Origin of the sequence: Haliscomenobacter sp. (assembly GCF_040403615.1) — a bacterium.
Classification (GTDB): Bacteria; Bacteroidota; Bacteroidia; order Chitinophagales; family Saprospiraceae; genus Haliscomenobacter.
In genome coordinates, this window is sequence record NZ_JBBAKG010000020.1 from 20,609 (window position 1) to 38,189 (window position 17,581).

The 17,581-nt window shown below is 44.3% G+C and carries 15 protein-coding genes; 3 read left to right on the plus strand and 12 right to left on the minus strand.

Annotated elements, in window-relative coordinates; translation table 11 throughout:
• From hflX to pyk, 6 genes are all read right to left on the minus strand, one after another.
• Positions 1–761 (minus strand): GTPase HflX (hflX, locus tag ABW391_RS08625; protein WP_353481446.1); only part of this gene is annotated, 761 nt, incomplete at its 3' end.
• A gap of 4 nt (positions 762–765) precedes the next feature.
• Entirely contained in the window at positions 766–2,103 is a 1,338-nt protein-coding gene (locus ABW391_RS08630) for a murein hydrolase activator EnvC family protein (RefSeq protein ID WP_353481447.1), read from the minus strand.
• Complete coding sequence (gene lolB1, locus ABW391_RS08635; protein ID WP_353481448.1) at positions 2,048–2,842, minus strand: lipoprotein insertase outer membrane protein LolB1; 795 nt, start codon at positions 2,840–2,842, stop codon at positions 2,048–2,050. Before lolB1 ends, ABW391_RS08630 begins: the two co-directional genes overlap by 56 nt.
• The gene (locus ABW391_RS08640; protein ID WP_353481449.1) at positions 2,835–4,526 is read right to left on the minus strand and encodes a tetratricopeptide repeat protein; all 1,692 of its coding nucleotides are present in this window, start codon (positions 4,524–4,526) and stop codon (positions 2,835–2,837) included. The genes lolB1 and ABW391_RS08640 overlap by 8 nt, the downstream gene beginning before the upstream one ends.
• A 20-nt stretch (positions 4,527–4,546) precedes the next feature.
• Positions 4,547–5,554 (minus strand): sugar phosphate nucleotidyltransferase, encoded by a 1,008-nt coding sequence (locus ABW391_RS08645; RefSeq protein WP_353481450.1) that lies wholly within the window; start codon positions 5,552–5,554, stop codon positions 4,547–4,549.
• A 149-nt stretch (positions 5,555–5,703) separates the two neighbouring features.
• The gene (gene pyk / locus ABW391_RS08650) at positions 5,704–7,149 is read right to left on the minus strand and encodes a pyruvate kinase (RefSeq protein ID WP_353481451.1); all 1,446 of its coding nucleotides are present in this window, start codon (positions 7,147–7,149) and stop codon (positions 5,704–5,706) included.
• 271 nt (positions 7,150–7,420) lie between these two features.
• Between pyk and ABW391_RS08655 the strand changes: the two genes are divergently transcribed.
• Both ABW391_RS08655 and ABW391_RS08660 read left to right on the plus strand, forming a co-directional pair.
• On the plus strand, positions 7,421–8,503 hold the full coding sequence (locus ABW391_RS08655; RefSeq protein WP_353481452.1) for an ATP-grasp domain-containing protein: 1,083 nt from the start codon (positions 7,421–7,423) through the stop codon (positions 8,501–8,503).
• A 93-nt stretch (positions 8,504–8,596) separates the two neighbouring features.
• A complete protein-coding gene (locus ABW391_RS08660; RefSeq protein WP_353481453.1) occupies positions 8,597–8,992 on the plus strand; it encodes a DUF3127 domain-containing protein in 396 nt (131 codons plus the stop codon).
• A gap of 72 nt (positions 8,993–9,064) precedes the next feature.
• Here the strand turns inward: ABW391_RS08660 and bcp are convergent, their stop codons facing one another.
• The 4 genes from bcp to ABW391_RS08680 form a co-directional block, all read right to left on the minus strand.
• The gene (gene bcp / locus ABW391_RS08665; RefSeq protein ID WP_353481454.1) at positions 9,065–9,517 is read right to left on the minus strand and encodes a thioredoxin-dependent thiol peroxidase; all 453 of its coding nucleotides are present in this window, start codon (positions 9,515–9,517) and stop codon (positions 9,065–9,067) included.
• A gap of 64 nt (positions 9,518–9,581) precedes the next feature.
• Positions 9,582–11,297: a M23 family metallopeptidase gene (locus ABW391_RS08670; protein ID WP_353481455.1), complete on the minus strand. Its 1,716-nt coding sequence runs from the start codon at positions 11,295–11,297 to the stop codon at positions 9,582–9,584.
• Positions 11,298–11,406: 109 nt separating this feature from the next.
• The gene (aat, locus tag ABW391_RS08675; RefSeq protein WP_353481456.1) at positions 11,407–12,105 is read right to left on the minus strand and encodes a leucyl/phenylalanyl-tRNA--protein transferase; all 699 of its coding nucleotides are present in this window, start codon (positions 12,103–12,105) and stop codon (positions 11,407–11,409) included.
• Positions 12,106–12,157: 52 nt separating this feature from the next.
• Positions 12,158–13,246: a COX15/CtaA family protein gene (locus ABW391_RS08680; protein ID WP_353481457.1), complete on the minus strand. Its 1,089-nt coding sequence runs from the start codon at positions 13,244–13,246 to the stop codon at positions 12,158–12,160.
• Positions 13,247–13,836: 590 nt separating this feature from the next.
• Between ABW391_RS08680 and ABW391_RS08685 the strand changes: the two genes are divergently transcribed.
• A complete protein-coding gene (locus tag ABW391_RS08685; RefSeq protein ID WP_353481458.1) occupies positions 13,837–14,499 on the plus strand; it encodes an SOS response-associated peptidase in 663 nt (220 codons plus the stop codon).
• A gap of 1 nt (position 14,500) precedes the next feature.
• Here ABW391_RS08685 and ABW391_RS08690 read toward each other — a convergent pair whose 3' ends face one another.
• Both ABW391_RS08690 and ABW391_RS08695 read right to left on the minus strand, forming a co-directional pair.
• Positions 14,501–16,036, minus strand: a complete 1,536-nt coding sequence (locus ABW391_RS08690) for a Fic family protein (RefSeq protein ID WP_353481459.1) — start codon at positions 16,034–16,036, stop codon at positions 14,501–14,503.
• A gap of 160 nt (positions 16,037–16,196) precedes the next feature.
• Positions 16,197–17,450 (minus strand): aminotransferase class I/II-fold pyridoxal phosphate-dependent enzyme, encoded by a 1,254-nt coding sequence (locus ABW391_RS08695; RefSeq protein ID WP_353481460.1) that lies wholly within the window; start codon positions 17,448–17,450, stop codon positions 16,197–16,199.
• Positions 17,451–17,581: the final 131 nt, after the last annotated feature.

Sequence of the window (17,581 nt, forward strand, 5' to 3'; positions counted from 1 at the left end):
GCCACTTTTCGCACGGTGGTATCCAGGGTAGCGAAGAGTTTGTTTTCGGCAAAAACTTCGGATTTGGCCAACAAATTCATCAAAGTAGACTTGCCTACGTTGGTGTAGCCCACCAGCGATACTCGAATCAATTCGCCCCGGTTTTTGCGTTGGGTGGTGGCTTGTCGGTCAATGACCTTGAGCTTTTCTTTGAGCAAGGCAATTTTATCCCGAATGATTCGGCGGTCTGTTTCAATTTCTTTTTCACCGGGTCCTCGCATACCGATACCCCCACGCTGGCGCTCCAAGTGCGTCCAGAGGCCCCGCAATCGAGGCAGCAAGTATTGCATTTGTGCCAGTTCGACCTGGGTTTTGGCCTGGGCTGTTTGAGCACGGGTAGCAAAGATATCCAGAATCAAGCTACTACGGTCGATGATTTTGACCTTGAGCGCTTCTTCCAGAGCATTGGTTTGCTTGCCCGTAAGGTCATCGTCAAAGATGACCATCGAAATTTCTTCGTGGCGCTCGATGTAATCGGCTATTTCCTGCAATTTTCCTTTTCCGATATAGGTACGCGGATCAGATGCATCCAATTTTTGGGTGTACCGTTTTATCGACACTGCACCAGCCGTGAGTGCCAAAAATTCGAGTTCGTCCAGGTACTCTTCTACCAGTTCTTCCGTCTGCGTTTTGTGAATAACGCCAATCAGCAAGGCAAATTCCGCTTCCTGCACAATGCCTTTTTTCCGCTGTTCTCCACCTACATTCCACTCGTTTGCCATATGCTTATCGTCTTTCTAACCAAGAAGCGGGATTGAGTTTTTGCTTGTCCCGCCATACTTCAAAGTGCATTTCCGGTCTTTCAGTTCCCACTTGACCGATTTCTTGTCCGGTGGTCACCGATTCGCCTCGTTTGATGTTGATCGAGGCAATATTGGAATACACTGTATAAAAATTGCCGTGCTGAATGATCACGGTGTATTGATATCCATTGATGAATTGAGCACCCACAACTTTACCCTCAAAAACTGCCCGAACTTTGCCCGCCGCCTGAGTACCGATATCCAGTCCGCTATTGGATACTTTTACATCCTTGTACTTCGGGTGTTGAAAAGTACCAAAACCCTGCACAATCCGTCCTTGATCAACTGGCCAGGACAAGCGGCCTTTTCGCGCTGCAAAAGTGCCGCTGGCGGCCAGGTCTTCGCTGCTTGGCGGAAGGTTATCTGATTCTGTTGTACCAGATTTTGAGGTTCGATCGAGTCTGTTGCTGTTTACTGCAAGACTGGGGTTGTTGGCGTTGTTCAGTGCTTCGGCGCTACGGGCTTTCTTGCGTTGGGCCAGCATTTCTTGCTGAATTACATTTTCAATGATTCCATTGAGTTTGTTGTGTGCTTTTTGGCGGTCAGTGAGTTCCTTAAGCAGTACTTTCTCATCTGCTTTCAGGTTTTTGAGCGCCAGGTTTTTGTCTTGTAATTCTACGCTGAGGGTTTGTTTTTGTTGTTCTACACCGTTCAGAAGATTTTCTTTTTCGCGAATGCGCTGCTTCAATTGCGTTGTTTTGGCTTGTAGCGTGCTTTGGGTTTCTGCGATCAGCAACGCCTGGCGTTTGCGGTAGCGCTGGTATTGACGAATGTATTGCCAACGGCGAATGGCATTGTTGAGGTTGTCGGCAGAGAGCAAAAACATCAAATAGCTTTGATTGAGTTTTTGGCGCAAGGCCATGCGCAGGGTTTGGGTATATTCCTGCTTCAAACGCAATACATCCTCCTGAAGGGCAATCAACACGTCATTGGTACGAGTGATGCTGCTTTCGTTGAATTCAATTTCTTGCTGAAGGTTGCCGATGAGTTGTTCGCGTTTTTTGACCTGGTTTTGAAGCGTTAAAAAAACCTGCAAGGCCGCATTTTTATCTTTACGCTTTGCCGATAAACGATTGTTGGTTTGATCAATTTCTTCGATCAGTTTTCGGCGCTTGTCTTCGAGGTCTTTGCGCGATTGTGCACAAAGAGAATACGGCAAATACCAGGTCAATCCCAATAGCAAGAGGATACGGCCAATGGTTTGTTTACTTGACCCGTTTGAAGCGCTGCGGAATATCAAATGGCATTGATATAGGGACATTGAGTTCTACCTGTGTGAATTGAATGTTTACTTCAACCTTACCTGTTTCGCGGCTGTCCACCACGAATTTACGAAGGTACGAAAAATCTTGTTTGTCGTTGGTGGCATTGTATTCTTCCAAGTCCAAATTTAAAGAACGAGTGGCCCCTGGTTCCAAATATTGCAGGTTGCGCAAACGCAGGGCACTGGTTTCGATCGACATTTTGACTTCCTTGCCCGAACCAACGTCGCTTAAAAGATAGCGATCACCTTCAGTCGTACTGTTAAATCTGCGGGACAAGAAAAATGGATTGCCTAAAATTACCTGTTGGATCATCAAGAGGTTTCCTGGCAATTGGTATTCTTTGCTCAGGTGGTCGAGGCCATATACACTGTATTCGTTGTTGATGCGATCCAGAATACGTACCGAATCGGCTGTAATCAGGGCACGTGCTACTTCGAAACCCAGTTTGCTCAAGGTAACCCAAACTGCGCTGTCTTTTTGCATGCGAATTCGGGCATTGCCCGACATGGAGATGTCCTGACTGCGAAAATCGATCTTGGCCTTGGCATCAAACGTTTTGGCTTTGACTTGTTTGGTTTCCATGCGGCGCACCAATAGTTCGGTTGAACTAAGATTGGCATCCTTATTGCCGAGTTTTTTGGAGGCCCCACAGGAGAATCCCAGCAGGAGAACCAGTAGGACAGCAACTGAGTTGATCCAGCTTATTGAAAAAATAGCGTTTTGCCGCTTATTCATGCAATTGTTTTTCATTGATTTTTTTCTTCAAAGACGCTGAAACGCTTCCTTTTGTTACGGCCAGGCTCCATTGTTGTACTGCCGCCGCAGTATCTCCCGATTTAAAAAGCACATCGCCGTATTGTTCCAGGTAAAGGGGATTTGAGCTGGGCAGTAAAGATTCGATTTTGGTTTTGGCATCGTTCAGGTTTCCATTGCGGAATTGTGCACGCGCCAATGCATAAATGGCCAGGCGAGACTGAGGATCGGCCTCGATTGCTTTTTGTGCCAAGGTCAAAGATTGTGACGCACCATTGGGCCGCAAAGCAAAACTTAGGGATTGCCAGGCCAGTACTATTGTCGTATTGGCGTTGATTTTTAAGGCTTCGCCAAAATTTTGATCCGCGCTGTTGGTGTTGTTTTGCAGGGTTTGAACCATGGCCAACAAGCTGAATAAATGCTGACGGGCCACTGGAAATTTAAGGCTCAGTGGCAAGCCTAGATCTATAAAATCCTGGGCATTTTTGAGTTGGTTCATGGCCAATTCAGCGCTGGCGGCATAAACATATACTTCAGGCTTGTTTGGGAATACATCCAGTGCTTTTTCGCAGGCCTTGGACAATTCAGGCATATCGCCAACCGTCTCTAATCCGGTAAATAAAACCTCCCAGTTGTTGAAATCTGTATCGTCTAGTCCAATTGCAACCCGGCTTTTCTCCAGGGCTTCCGCTTTTTTCCCTTGTTTGTTCAAAATGGAAGCACTGATTGCCAAAGGTTTGGCCTCTTTGGGGTAAAGTTGTTCCAAAATTTGAGCAAGGGTCAACAATTCTTTGGCCAATCCGGGGTCTCCTGAATTCAAATATTTATTCAACAAGGGCTCGATTTTGCCCAATTTAACTTCAAGGGCGGTATTGGTGTTTTCAAAAACTTGCCGAAGCGAACTCAAGTATTGGGCATCGTTTTGTTTACTTACGTCTCCACCGGCCAAAGCAAGGTTGGCCTTGGTATCGTTGGCATCCAATTCCAGAATTTTGCGGTAAACGATCCGGGCTTGTTCCTTTTCGCCTATTTGGGTGAAATATTCTGCCAGGTTGTGCTGGTAGTCCAGGTTGGATGGATGGGCATCGGCCAGGCGTTGCAACTCACGTACTGCTTTTTTTTGATCCCCTTGCGCAACATAAAGTCCATGTTTCAGGCGCACCAAATTTTCGTTCATTCCGGTACGGCGCTCCAGGTCATCGTATACCCGCAGCGCGGCATTGAGTTCATTGGCTTTTACCAGGTAAAATGCCCATTTGTAGGAGTAATTTGACTGTGTCGGCACCTGTTTTGTCAGTTGCTCGTATACGCCGGCAGCGGCTTTGAATTGCCCCATGGCCTGAAAAGCGTCGGCTTTGAGAACGGCGTACCAAACGTTGGTTGGACTCGCGGTAGCTGCTTTGGTGGCCCAAAGAATGGCTTCTTCTGGTTGGTTCTGCACCATCAGAATCCTGGCCAGTTCATATGCAGCTACATCATTGTTGGGGTATTCGGTGAGGAGTTGCTTGTACAATTCTTTGGCTTTGTCCAATCGGCCCAATAACTTTTCCTTACTCGCTTCGATGATCAAAGCTTCTCGAGTCACCTCTTTATTGGCCACGGTTTCATTCTGTGCAGCCAAAGTCACTACCACTAAAAGCAGCATCGCCAAAATAGTACTCCTCATAAACCTACATTTGAGAGCGACTACCCTTTAAAAGAGGTATAATCGCCCATGTTTAATGCTTTGGGAATCCCTGCGTATTCGCTTTGATTGCCCAGCATGGATGCTGTAAGTGAAGCATGCCTTATCTGAGCGTCGTTCTGAATCACGCTATTTTCAATAACAGCATTTTCTACGATACAGTTGCTTCCTATTGAAACGAAAGGACCAATGATTGCATTGCGGATCTGGGTATTTGCGCCAATGTAACATGGTGGGATGATTCGGGAATTGTGTACGGATACTGAAGGAGAGACCAATTCTTCCGTGTTTTCCTTGAGTTCCAGGATTCGTCGGTTGGTTTCCAACACATTGCTCATATTCCCACAATCCAGCCATTCTTCAATGGAAGCCTTGCGAAATCGGGTACCGTTGTTTTTCATTATTTCGAGCACCGAAGTAATCTGAAACTCCCCTTTGTCTTTGATTCCGTTGTCGATGAGATGCTCTACTTTACTGCGAAAATCGTCCCCATCACGAAAATAATAAATTCCAACGATTGCTTGATCGGAAACAAATACCGGGGATTTTTCTACAAACTCGGTGATGATGTTGTCGGCATCGGTTTTGACGACTCCAAAGGAAGCAGGGTTTTCTACTTGTTTGACCCAGATTAGGCCATCTTCAGTTGCATCAAAATGAAAATCTGCTTTAAATAAGGTATCCGCAAAAGCCACGATGCAAGGGCCACTTAGACTTTCGCGGGCACAATAAATGGCGTGGGCTGGCCCCAAAGGTAAATCCTGGTAATAAATGGAGCATTTGGCGTCAATTAAGGCGGCGATATTTTTGAGTTGCAGTTCTACTTCTTTACCAAAATCTCCGATGACAAACGCTACTTCTTCAATTTCACCAGAAAATGACGCGTTGAAATCTTCAACGATGCGCTGTACAATGGGCTTTCCGGCAATGGGGAGCAGCGGTTTTGGAATGGTAAGCGTGTGTGGGCGCAAGCGAGAACCTCGCCCTGCCATTGGGATAATAATTTTCATGCATAAAACATTTAAAGTCTACAGATTTGTATTTCACAGGTTTTTAAAATACGCATAAATAAGTTTACGTATCTAAAACCTAAATATACAAATCCGCAGACTTTTGTGCTCATAAAAAATGAGCTATATTAACCAGGACGAGTAAAAAATTATTCTACTACGGTAACTTTAAGCATATTCGTACGGTGGCGGCGGTGCAATGGCGTGGTAGCGGTATTCACAATGATGTCCCCTTCTTTAACGATGCCATCGTTTTTCAGGATCATGGTTACGTCGTTGATCGTTTCATCGGTAGTGGTGAATTGATCATAGTAGTAGCAGCGTACGCCCCAAACCAGGTTCAAGGTTGCCAACATGTGCATGCGATCCGAGAAAATATAAATTTCGATGGTATTCTTTGGCCGGTAACTAGACACCTTAAAGGCGGTATATCCAGAGCTTGTCATTCCGACAATGGCTTTGGCATTAATGTTTTCTGCAGTATTTACGGCATTCATACAAACTGCATCAGAAAGGAAAGTCCGTGATTTATGAGAAGGAATTGGGCGACGGCTTCCAATGACAAAATCTTTCTCGGCCTCGATGATGATTTTGGTCATGTACTCCACTACCTTAACGGGGTGTCTTCCTGCGGCAGTTTCGCCACTGAGCATTACTGCGTCGGCACCATCTAGCACGGCGTTGGCTACGTCGGTTGCTTCTGCACGAGTTGGTGATGGGTTGGTGATCATGCTTTCCATCATCTGGGTAGCCACAATAACCGGCCGAGCCCGCTGAAGGCATTTTTTGATGATCATTTTTTGGATGCCTGGCACCTTCTCGATGGGCATTTCAATACCCAAGTCGCCCCGCGCCACCATCACTGCATTGGATGCTTTAATGATTTTGTCAATGCGTTCGATGGCTTCTGGCTTCTCAATTTTGGAAATGATTTTAGCCGGGTGGCCTTTTGCATTCAGGATTTCGCGCAATTCTTTTACATCACTGGAGCGACGTACAAAAGAAAGCGCAATCCAATTGACTGGCTGAGTCAGCAAGAAATCAAGATCCTTGAGGTCTTTCTCGGTCAAACAAGGGAGAGAGACTTTGGTATTGGGCAGGTTAACCCCCTTGCGAGAAGAAAGAATTCCGCCATAAATTGTTTTCAGTTTAACTGTGTCTTTTTCGTTGGTTTCCACCACTTCAAAAACCAATTTACCATCGTCTACCAAAACCGTTTCCCCTACTTTTACGTCTTTGGGAAACTCCTGGTAGCTCATGTAAATTTTTTCCATATTGCCTACGCACTTCTCATTCACAAAGGTGATGACATCACCAGGCTTAAGGTCAAGTGCGTTGTTTTCAATTTCGCCCACCCGTAATTTTGGGCCTTGTAAATCGGCAAGCAAACTAACGTGCATTCCGTATTTCTCGTTGATATACGTTACATGATTAATGACTTGCAAATGGTCGTCATGGGTACCATGAGAAAAATTGAGACGGAAAACATTCACACCAGCCTTTGCGAGGTCAAGCAGCGCTTCATAGGAATTGGATGCAGGACCTACAGTGGCTACAATTTTGGTGTTTTTCATTGGGTGAGCAGTAGCTTCCATTTTTGTGTTGAGGGTGTTGGATTAAAATTAAAATTGGTTGATAAGTAACGCAGAAAAATTAACTTCTCGATTTTGGCTTTTGAATAGGAAGTCGAACGGTTCATTTCAAGTAAGCTTCCTATTCAAAAGCCTCTCAAAAAATCGGGTAGTAATTTTTTGCGTCATACTAAGGCGCTTGCACAAAGAAAATTATCTTTTGCAAACTAAGTGTAAATTTTACAATAAACCTCAGTGTAAAAGTACGTTTATATTGGAGAAAACAAAAACTCTTATGGCCACCATTTTGCTTACAGGTGCACGCGCACCCGTTACGCTTGAGCTTTGTCGCGCTTTTGCGCAGCAAGGGCATCGCGTTTTCGTTGCTGACGTATTGTTCTTACCCATAGCACGTTGGAGTTTGTATGCTGCCCAGTACTTCATCATTCCCCCACCTACTCAACGGTTATTGGAATTTGAGCAAGCCTTGAGTAAACTGATTGTAAAGTACCAAATTGAGCACCTGATTCCAACTTGCGAAGAAACCTTTTACGTAAGCAAAATCAAGGATCGTTTGCCTTGTCGAGTCTGGACGAGTGATTTTGATTTAATGATTCAACTGCACAACAAGCATCGTTTTCTGGATTTGGCCAAAGGTTTCTTTCAAATTCCGGCCACACTTTCTTGTACGGAATTTGACGATTGGCCAAACGCAAAAAATTACGTTTTCAAACCCGTTTTCTCTCGTTTTGCCAGCCGAGTCATTATCGGGCAGGATGAAGCGCAATGTCAGGAACCTCGTGAGCATCCTCAAGACTGGATCGCCCAGCAGCGGCTTTACGGGCAAGAAATTTGTGTGTATTCCATCTGGCGAAAAGGGCAATTGGGTGGCTTTGCTGCCTACCAACCAAGATACAGGGTGGGTAAAGGTTCCAGCGTTTTTTTTGAGCCATTTTTTCAACAAGATATTTTTGACGCAGTGCAGAAATTCGGTCAACATTATCAATTTGATGGTCAATTGAGTTTTGATCTGATGCTGTGTCCTGATGGGGTATATGTACTTGAATGCAATCCACGCAGCATTAGCGGTGTGCACTTATTGGGCGATGAATTGGAAGCTTGCTTTTTTTCGGAGCAGACCATCATACAGCGTTCGAAAAAAGCAAAGGCGGTAAAATCAGCATGGCTGCTTACGCAACCCTGGCAACTGTTTTCTCATGCTTATGCGGAGACTGAAGATGTGATTTGGCATCCGAAGGATATGAGGCCCTTTTTACTGCAAGGTTTGAGTCTACTTGAAATGGCGTATTTGGCCATTCGCCACCGCCAAAGTATGCTTGCGGTATCTACCCGCGATATTGAGTTCAATGGAGAATAAGAGGGAGAACAGAAAAATCCAGGATATTTTGGCCATTCATGAACTTGTCTTGCCAGCTTTTCTTAATTTTAACCCGATAAAAAACAAAACATCATGTCATTCGAAGTAGAAGGAAAACTACACAAGATATATCCTGCCGAAAACAAGTCAGGAAGTTTCCAAGCCAGAGAGTTTGTGATCGAGGTAGAAAGTGGCCAATATCCCCAAATGGTGAAATTTCAATTGGTGCAGGATCGCTGTAGCCTGATTGATGATTATGCCGAAGGGGATATGATCAAGGTACATTTTGACTTGCGTGGTCGCGAATGGCAAGGAAAATACTTTACCAACCTGAACGCCTGGCGTTTGGATCGCCCTTCCAAAGCAGAAAAATCTGCTGCTCCAGTTTCATCCGGCGTAGATGAAGGCGAATTTCCTTCCGTTAGCGATGAGCGCATGGGCGGTGGTGGCAGCAGCAGTAGCAAGGACATGGATGATCTGCCTTTCTAAAAGTACGAAGTATGAATATTGAGTGACGAATAATTGCCTCTTTATGGCCTTATTCGTCACTTGCTGTTTTTTCTATAATGCTGCCAAAATCTGCTGCGCGTGATTTTTGGTGTCTACCTTTTCTATCACTTGGGTGATCTCCGCATTTTCATTGATGATAAAGGTACTGCGCAGCACGCCTTCGTAGGTTTTGCCATACATCTGCTTTTCGCCCCAGGCGCCAAAAAGTTTGATTACTTCGTTGTCTTTATCGGCAATCAGGGAAAAAGGAAGGCTGTTTTTCTGAATGAAATTTTGTTGCTTTTTCACCGAATCCGGGCTAACGCCCAGAAGGGCATAGCCTTGGGCTTTCAGGTCGGCATATCCATCGCGTAAACTGCAATTTTCGACCGTACAGCTGGGCGTACCTGAAGCAGGGTAGATGAATAAGATCAGTTTTTGGCCTCGAAAATCTTGCAGAGAAACGGTTTCTCCAGTTTGAATAGTGGCCGTAAAATCCGGTACATGGTCTCCAGCTTTCAACATGTGTTTCTAGTTTTTGATTGTTGGTCAAAACGGAAACAAAAAAACCTGCCTCCGGTTCACCAATTTACCTGCTGAAGTTTTTCTCCCAAATCCGTTTGTTTCCCAACCCATCCCATACCTCCAGGTGAAAAACATGTGCACCCGGTGCAACCCGCTGGTCAAAGCGGTAGGTGATGCGGTCGTATTTTTCATCGTAATCCATTAGTATCCACTGCCCATCTATCTGCGCCCGATAACTCAATCCGGGCATACTTCCTGCCGCTCCGAAATTGTCGCGAATGCGAAAGGATACCGCATTCACTTTGCTCAAAACCGGAGTGAAGCGTTCAGGCGTGATTGTGGGCGGAACCGTATCCACTTTGATGCAAAATTCGCCAAAAGTGCGCACTTCTGCTTTCAACATGCCGTCTTGCCACTTGCCTCCATAATTGGTGACACGGCCACTGGCATTGCAGTATGCTACGAATGCTTTAGGGCGCAAGGAATCTGGCAAATTGACAGGTTTCAATGCCATCGTGTAAAATAGGTGGACTGGAATCCGCGCGTTATGTAGGGTATGCACTTTAGAAAAAACATTTGCCGATCGCTCGGGAACTACACTGTACTGCATAAAGCAATCTTCGTAAAAAGTACCCCCCTGAAAATTAATTTTGATGTCGTTGTTGTTGATGATACTGGGCTGGTTGTAAGGCAAGAGGTAATTGTATTGTCTGGCGGGAGCACTGATTAACGCCGTATCCAGCTTGACCCAAAACTGGGTACGCGCTGCATTTCCTGCGGCATCTTTGATCAGGATGTTGACTTTGCGGGTTTGTTTTTCGGCAATGTTGATTCTACCACTTTCTTGTACTTGTGAGTACATGGCCAAAGCATTGCCCGGCAACAAAAAGCATCGGTGGAAATAAGAATTGCGCGAAACCCGCTCTTCGTAATCCACATGTGCATTGATGTAGCGGGTTTCCGTAAAATCTAGTTTTTCAACCGCAAAGTGGTACACCCGCCGGTCGTCTACAAACATTTCTAAGCTGTAGATGCCATTGGAGTTGCTGACGCCATCCATGTAGTCATAAGCCTTGATGGCCAATCCCAATTGTTTGGTTTTAACTTTGAAGGTATCGCCGGTTACGCCATATTGTCCGTTTTTGAGCAACAAGGGTACACGGCGCGTTTCGGCCAGTTGCTGGGTTTCGGTGATCTGGTAGAGTTTGAGTTCGTGTACTCTTGGTGGGGTATTGTCTATTACCGGAAGTCCAAACAACAATGGGTTGATGGAGCGGTCGGTGGCGGTTTCCCGAATTTCGAAGTGGAGGTGTGGCCCGAAGGAATGCCCGGTATTGCCCATTTTGGCAATGTTTTGGCCCTTTTTTACGGGAAAACGACCTGGCTCGGGGTAGAGCTCTACACCAAACTGTTGTGCTGCGTATTGTTTTTCTTCGATATAACGCGCCAACTCAGGGGCAAAACCACTTAAGTGTGCATACAGGGTGGTGTACCCATTGGGATGCCGCAAGTACATAACATTGCCGTAGCCACCAGGATTGATCTTGATGCAGTACACTTCACCATCGCCAGCAGCATTAATGGGGTAGCCCAAGCCTCCTTTGATGTCGATGCCCGAATGAAAGTGATCGGGGCGCAGCTCGCCAAAAGTACCGGAAAGACGCAAACCTCCGTTGACGGGTGGTGCAAAAAAATCTTTAGGGTAGGTGTCTTCAGCACTAGGGAGTACGAAAGCCAATAACAAAACCGGGAGCAAAAGCGAGAGCAGTCGAAGTAGCATAGCAGTTCGTGGTAATTTAAGCACAAAAAAAATCATTGCATCATTCAGGTTTGGGGAGTGGAAAATGTGAGATTTTCACACATTGCAGAGTTGATGGAGCTAAAATAGTTTATTCTGAGAGAAGTTGCGCCCAAGAGCCTGTTAAAGTCTCTACATTTTTATTGTCGTCGAGGTATTGTAAGAATTTTTCCCGGCTAATGGGTCTTGCACCAAGACTTCCCAAATGCTGCGTTTGCTGCTGACAATCAATCAAGGTGAAACCTTTTTCTTTTAATTTTTGCACCAAAGTGATGAATCCAAACTTGGATGCGTTGCTGGTGCGGGCAAACATTGATTCACCAAAAAATACCTTCCCGAGAGAGATGCCATACAAACCACCCACTAATTCTTCATTTTGCCAAACTTCTACGGAATGTGCATACCCCATTTGATGGACTTCTACATAGGCTTCGATCATGTCTTCGGTAATCCAGGTTTCACCGGATTGCCCGGTTCGGTTGGATTGTTGACAATTGCGCATGGTGCGTTCAAAATCCTGGTCAAACGTGACCTCAAATTTTTTTTGGTTGAAATAGGGCCGCATGCTTTTGGCCACAATCAATTCGGAGGGAAACAACACGAAGCGAGGATCTGGCGACCACCACAAAATCGGATCGCCTTCATTAAACCAGGGGAAAATGCCAGACGCATATGCCTGCAACAACCGAGCTGGAGAAAGGTCTCCACCAACAGCCAGAACTCCCTCAGGAGTAGCGAGTTCGGGTGCTGGAAATTCTATAGTATGCTCGTCTAACCAAAAAACAGGCATAATCAAAAATAATTAACATTAAAAAAAGTTTTCCACAAAGTTTTCCACATTTTCATTTTTCAACACTATTCCTAAGCTGATAGTTGAGAAAAAGTACTATAGAAAGTAACAATAATGCTCCCGCCTGGTGGAAAACACCTAAGCCGATGGGCACAGTTCCTTTACAGTACAAAAGTGTAAAAATTCCCAACAAAACCTGTATAAAAATCATCACCGGAAGCAAGGGAAGTACAGTGCGAAAAATACTTTTTGATGCTTGTGTCATACCTTTGTAAAAATACCATAACACAATGATTGTCAGTATATATGCGAGGGTTCTATGCAGGATTTGAACGAGGGCTGACATAAACGGACCGCGGTCGTACTCCATGAAATTGAGGCTGTTCCATTCACTTCCTTTTAACACTACAGATGGAATCCATTCCCCATTCATTTGGGGCCAGGTAGGGAAAAAAAGACCTGCTTTCATGCCTGACATAATGCCTCCCAATACAATTTGTATGGCCAATAAGATGCCTATGTACAATCCCCATTTTTTCAACAAGGAAATGTGGATAACTTGTGGATAATGTGAAAAAGTTGTGAATAATGTCCACAATAAGGTACTGTACACTGCCAATGCGATAGACAAGTGGAGTGTAAGCTTATAGGCATTCACCCATGGCCGATTGACCAATCCACTGGCCACCATGATCCATCCAAAAGATGCGGCCAGAGCAGCTAAGAGTACAACTACCCCCAATCGACGCAACAATGGTTTGTCAATCCATCCCCTGAAATAAAAAAACAAGAAGGGAATCAAAAAAACAAAACCCATGGTGCGCGCCCAAAGTCGATGAAAATACTCCCAAAAAAAGATGAACTTGAATTCCTTCATGCTCATCCCTTCATTGATTTTTTGGTACTGGGGCGTCTTTTTGTATTCCGCAAAAGCTGCGTCCCATTGTAAAGCATTGAGTGGCGGGATTGTTCCGGTGGCAATCTCCCACTTGGTAATGGACAATCCTGAACCCGTCAACCGGGTAACGCCCCCGATCACAACCTGCATAAAAACCATAAAAACACCCACAAACAACCAAATCTTAATTGCGTTGGGATAAGCGAAACCTTTCGTATTTTCTGAAGTAAGCGTTGATGACATTCCATTGTGATTTTTAACTGGGACAAATATAGTCGCTTTTTTTTTCTAAAATTTTCAGTCGAAGTTCTCTATGATTAATAATAATGAATTTAAATTAAATAATAAATCAAGTTCATCATCAGCAGTGTTGGTATGTGGAGAAAAAAATAAGTTAACTCCAGGTTAATTAACGGTTAACCATTTCCGAATGGGTTATGCACAACAAACCAACAGGTCGAATCCAATGAAATAAAGCATTCTTCGATTTTATACACATCTTGCCTTTTACTCATTAACAGAATAACTTTATTTTTAGAAGCAGTGTTTGAATCGTTGGTAGAGGTGTAGTTTATAGCAGACAACTGCGACAAAACACTGTAGAGAATGGGGATAACTTTATTCTCAGCTCTGGAATGTGAATAGGTGTGTATAACCAGGGCCTATACTGACGCTTATCCACGAATGGGTAGTGGATAACTTCTCGTGTTAATTGAATGTAAACCAGTGATTTAATCAAACCTTGGGAAATGGCCTTGTGGAAAACTTTTCTCATTTATTTTTCCACAGTCCATTTTTACCAAAACAGCAATTTTTCATTAAAACTGTAAAAAATGTGCGGACGGTATTCTTTTTCCACAACCAAGGCTAAAATAAAGGTACAATTGGACGTACAGCTTGAATCTGGTACTGAACTTATCCACAATTACAACATTGCACCAACCCAGCAGGCCTATGTAATCAGTGACTTGGCGCCGGGTATTTTGCAACGGTTTCAGTGGGGACTGATTCCGTCCTGGTCTAAAGATCCCAAAATGGGCAGCAAATTGATCAACGCCCGTGCCGAAACGGTACTGGAAAAACCGTCATTTCGGCTGCCCATTCGCCAACAGCGTTGTTTGGTAGTAGCAGATAGTTTTTATGAATGGCAGAAAGAAGGGCGGGCGAAGACCCCGTTTCGCATTTTTCCCAGCAACGGTCAATTGTTGGTGATGGGCGGAATTTGGGATACCTGGCAAGGGGATGGAAAAGTTATCCACAGTTTTTCGATCATCACTACTGCTCCCAATCAGGAGATGAGACCGATCCATGACCGGATGCCATTGGTGTTGCCAAACAGAGATTCACAAAAAAGTTGGTTGGAAGAAAGGAACCCGGCAGCAATAGCGGAGTTGTTGCACACACCCGAAGATTGGATTCTGGATATGTACCCGGTTTCAACTGCGGTGAATTCGGTGCGAAACAATGGAGAGGAGTTGCATGATACTATACGATAAATTAAAATGGGATGTCATAATTTAAAAGTTCATTATAATTTTCTTGTAGAAACTTTACTCCCTGCAAAAAACTATTACCTAAAGAAGTATTTATCTCTTTAAGCTCTTTAGTGGATAAATACACATGGTACGGTTTTTTAACAGAGAATATGTTGTGGATATGATTTACGAAAATTAAACCGTCACTTAGCTCTGTTTTTGATACTTCTAAGTAATCTGGATTGCAGGCAAATACATTTTTATCTTCATTGAATTTGTCAAATAATGGAGATAGTTCATGATCTGGGTCACTTATTCTCGGCCTGATGGTCATAATGTATCCTAGTAGCTCAAAAGTGAAAATTAGCGACCAGTTTATACTAAAAGGTGTTTCTTGATTTTTAAAATAGAGAAAATTATATTGAATTATGACTTGTTCCAGCGGATCTAATTCGTCAAACCCAAAAGGAACATTATTTATAGAATCAGCATAATTAATGACTTGACCTTTTGAGGTAGAATAAAATATATGAATTGTATTCTCTATAAAAAAGGGAGAGAATTTACGGAATACAGCTTCGCATTCGTGTGCTAGTGGTAGCATTAAGTTGTTCTTTACACTAACTAAAGTGTCACTGCTTTTTCTTTTTTCAAGAGTTCCTCCGTTAGTTTCCATTTCCCTCTTCAACAACGCCAACTCTTTATCCAGATCATCTGGTTCTTCCAGGCTTTCTCCCTTTGCTCCTTTCACGTACAATTCCATTGAGTGTACCAAAGCCTCACCAATCAGCTCAAAGAATGGAAGATATTCTCCAGCATCTGCCTGACTCAGAGCATAATAATAAGCTTCCCGACTTGCTTTTTCCTGACGAATGATTACTGGAGGAAAGCCAGCTTTCATCAACAGTAGATTCATCATCAAACGAGCCATGCGGCCATTTCCATCATCAAAAGGGTGAATGGCGGTTAAGCGGTAGTGGAAGTAGGCTGCCAGAATAAATGGATTTACCTGAGGATTGGCTTTGTTTTGGCGATACGTTTCCATCAACTCGCCCATCAAAATGGGGGTCTCTTCAGGAGTGGCGTAATAGTGAATTTCACCAGTTTGGGTCAGAACGTGGTTGGAGCTGGTTTTGTACACACCAATCTGGATGCGTTTTTTTGCTGGTATGCCTTCATTGGTTTGGGTATCTACTTCATAAGGTTCAACCAAAATGACTTTGTGCAAACTCCGAATGTCACTCTCTGTAATTTCATTTTCGTCCTTGATCATTTGGTACAAAAAATTGATCGCTTCGTTGTGTCCCCTAATGTCCAAGTGATCTTTGAGTGGTTTACCTTTTGCCGTGAGGCCATGCATCAAAAAGGCGCGGGTTTCGCCATACGTCAGACTGTTTCCTTCGATAGCGTTGGAGTGGTAGTTCCAATCAAGGCGGTATTTCTGAAAAATGCGTTGTTCTTGTTCGGGTGAAATGGGGCGTAAAGATTCAATCTGCTGGTGCAAAAAATTAATCTGTTCAATGATTGGCAACGTTGAATAAGCTTCTAAGTTTATCATCCCATTTCTTTTTCTAATGTAGCAACTATTTAACAAGTATAAAAATACGACTTTTTAAACATTTGTTTTCCAAAGTTTCTTTTTTCTTTTTCTTAAAACGAAAACCCCTGAAACAAACAATGTTTCAGGGGTTCGTGCTAAAAGTATTTCAAAAAGGCAATTACCGCATATCCGCGATCGCCTCCAATTTTTGTACATATGCACCCGCCTCCAATTTCTGCTTGATGTCTTTGAAGGCAACAAGGGTAAGGTCAACGTCCTCATCGGTGTGTGCAGCAGTAGGAATCAAACGCAAGAGGATCATGCCTTTAGGGATCATCGGAAACATCACTACGGAGCAGAAGATGTTGTGGTTCTCGCGAAGGTCTTTCACCAGGTTACCAGTTTCATCCACCGAGCATTTGAGGTATACCGGAGTTACGCAACTGTTGGTGGTACCGAGGTCGTGACCCATTTCGCGCAGTCCACCTTGCAGGCGGTTTACGATGTGCCAAAGTTGCTCACGCAGCTCAGGCTTGGTACGCAGCAATTCCAAACGCTTCAATCCACCAATTACCAGTGGCATGGGCAGTGACTTGGCAAAAATCTGCGAACGCATGTTGTAACGTAGGTAATCGATGATATCCCGCTCGCCAGCCACGAAGCCACCGATGGAAGCCATCGATTTGGCAAAAGTACTGAAGTATAAATCAACGGCATCGGTTACCCCTTGAGCTTCAACAGCCCCTGCGCCAGTTTTGCCAAGCATTCCAAAACCGTGGGCGTCATCTACGAAGAAACGGAAATCGTAATGAGCTTTCATGGATGCAATCTCTTTCAGGATACCCTGGTTGCCGCGCATACCAAAAACCCCTTCTGAAATTACCAGGATACCGCCGCCGGTTTCTTTGACATGCTCGTTGGCACGTTCGAGTTGTTTTTTGAAACTCTCGAAATCATTGTGCTCGAAAGGAAAACGCTTGCCGATGTGCAGACGCACGCCATCGTAGATACAACCGTGGCTGTCTTTGTCGTATACTACTGCATCGTGACGGCTCAGTACAGAATCGATGATGGACACCACCGCCTGATAGCCAAAGTTGATCAACAAACCACGCTCTTTGCCTACAAATACAGCCAGCTCTTGTTCCAACTGTTCGTGGTAAGGTGATTCACCAGACATGATCCGGGCGCCCATTGGGTAAGCCATGCCCCATTCGGCAGCAGCATTGGCATCGGTTTCGCGCACCTCGGGGTGGTTGGCCAATCCCAGGTAATTGTTCAAGCTCCATACAATGCGCTCCTTACCCTGGAACATCATGCGACTACCGATTTCTCCCGAAAGTTTTGGGAATGCGTAGTAACCATGAGCCAATGCGGCATATTGTCCTAAAGGACCGCGGTTGTCTAGTATTTTTTGAAAAAGATCCGCCATTACAAGTTTGTTTTTAATTTGGTTTGAACCCTGATTGTGAATTCAGTGGGCAAAGATATATACTTTATCGCTTTTTGCTAACATTCGAACAAAAGTCATTCTGTACCAATTAATCAGCTAAAAACGAAATC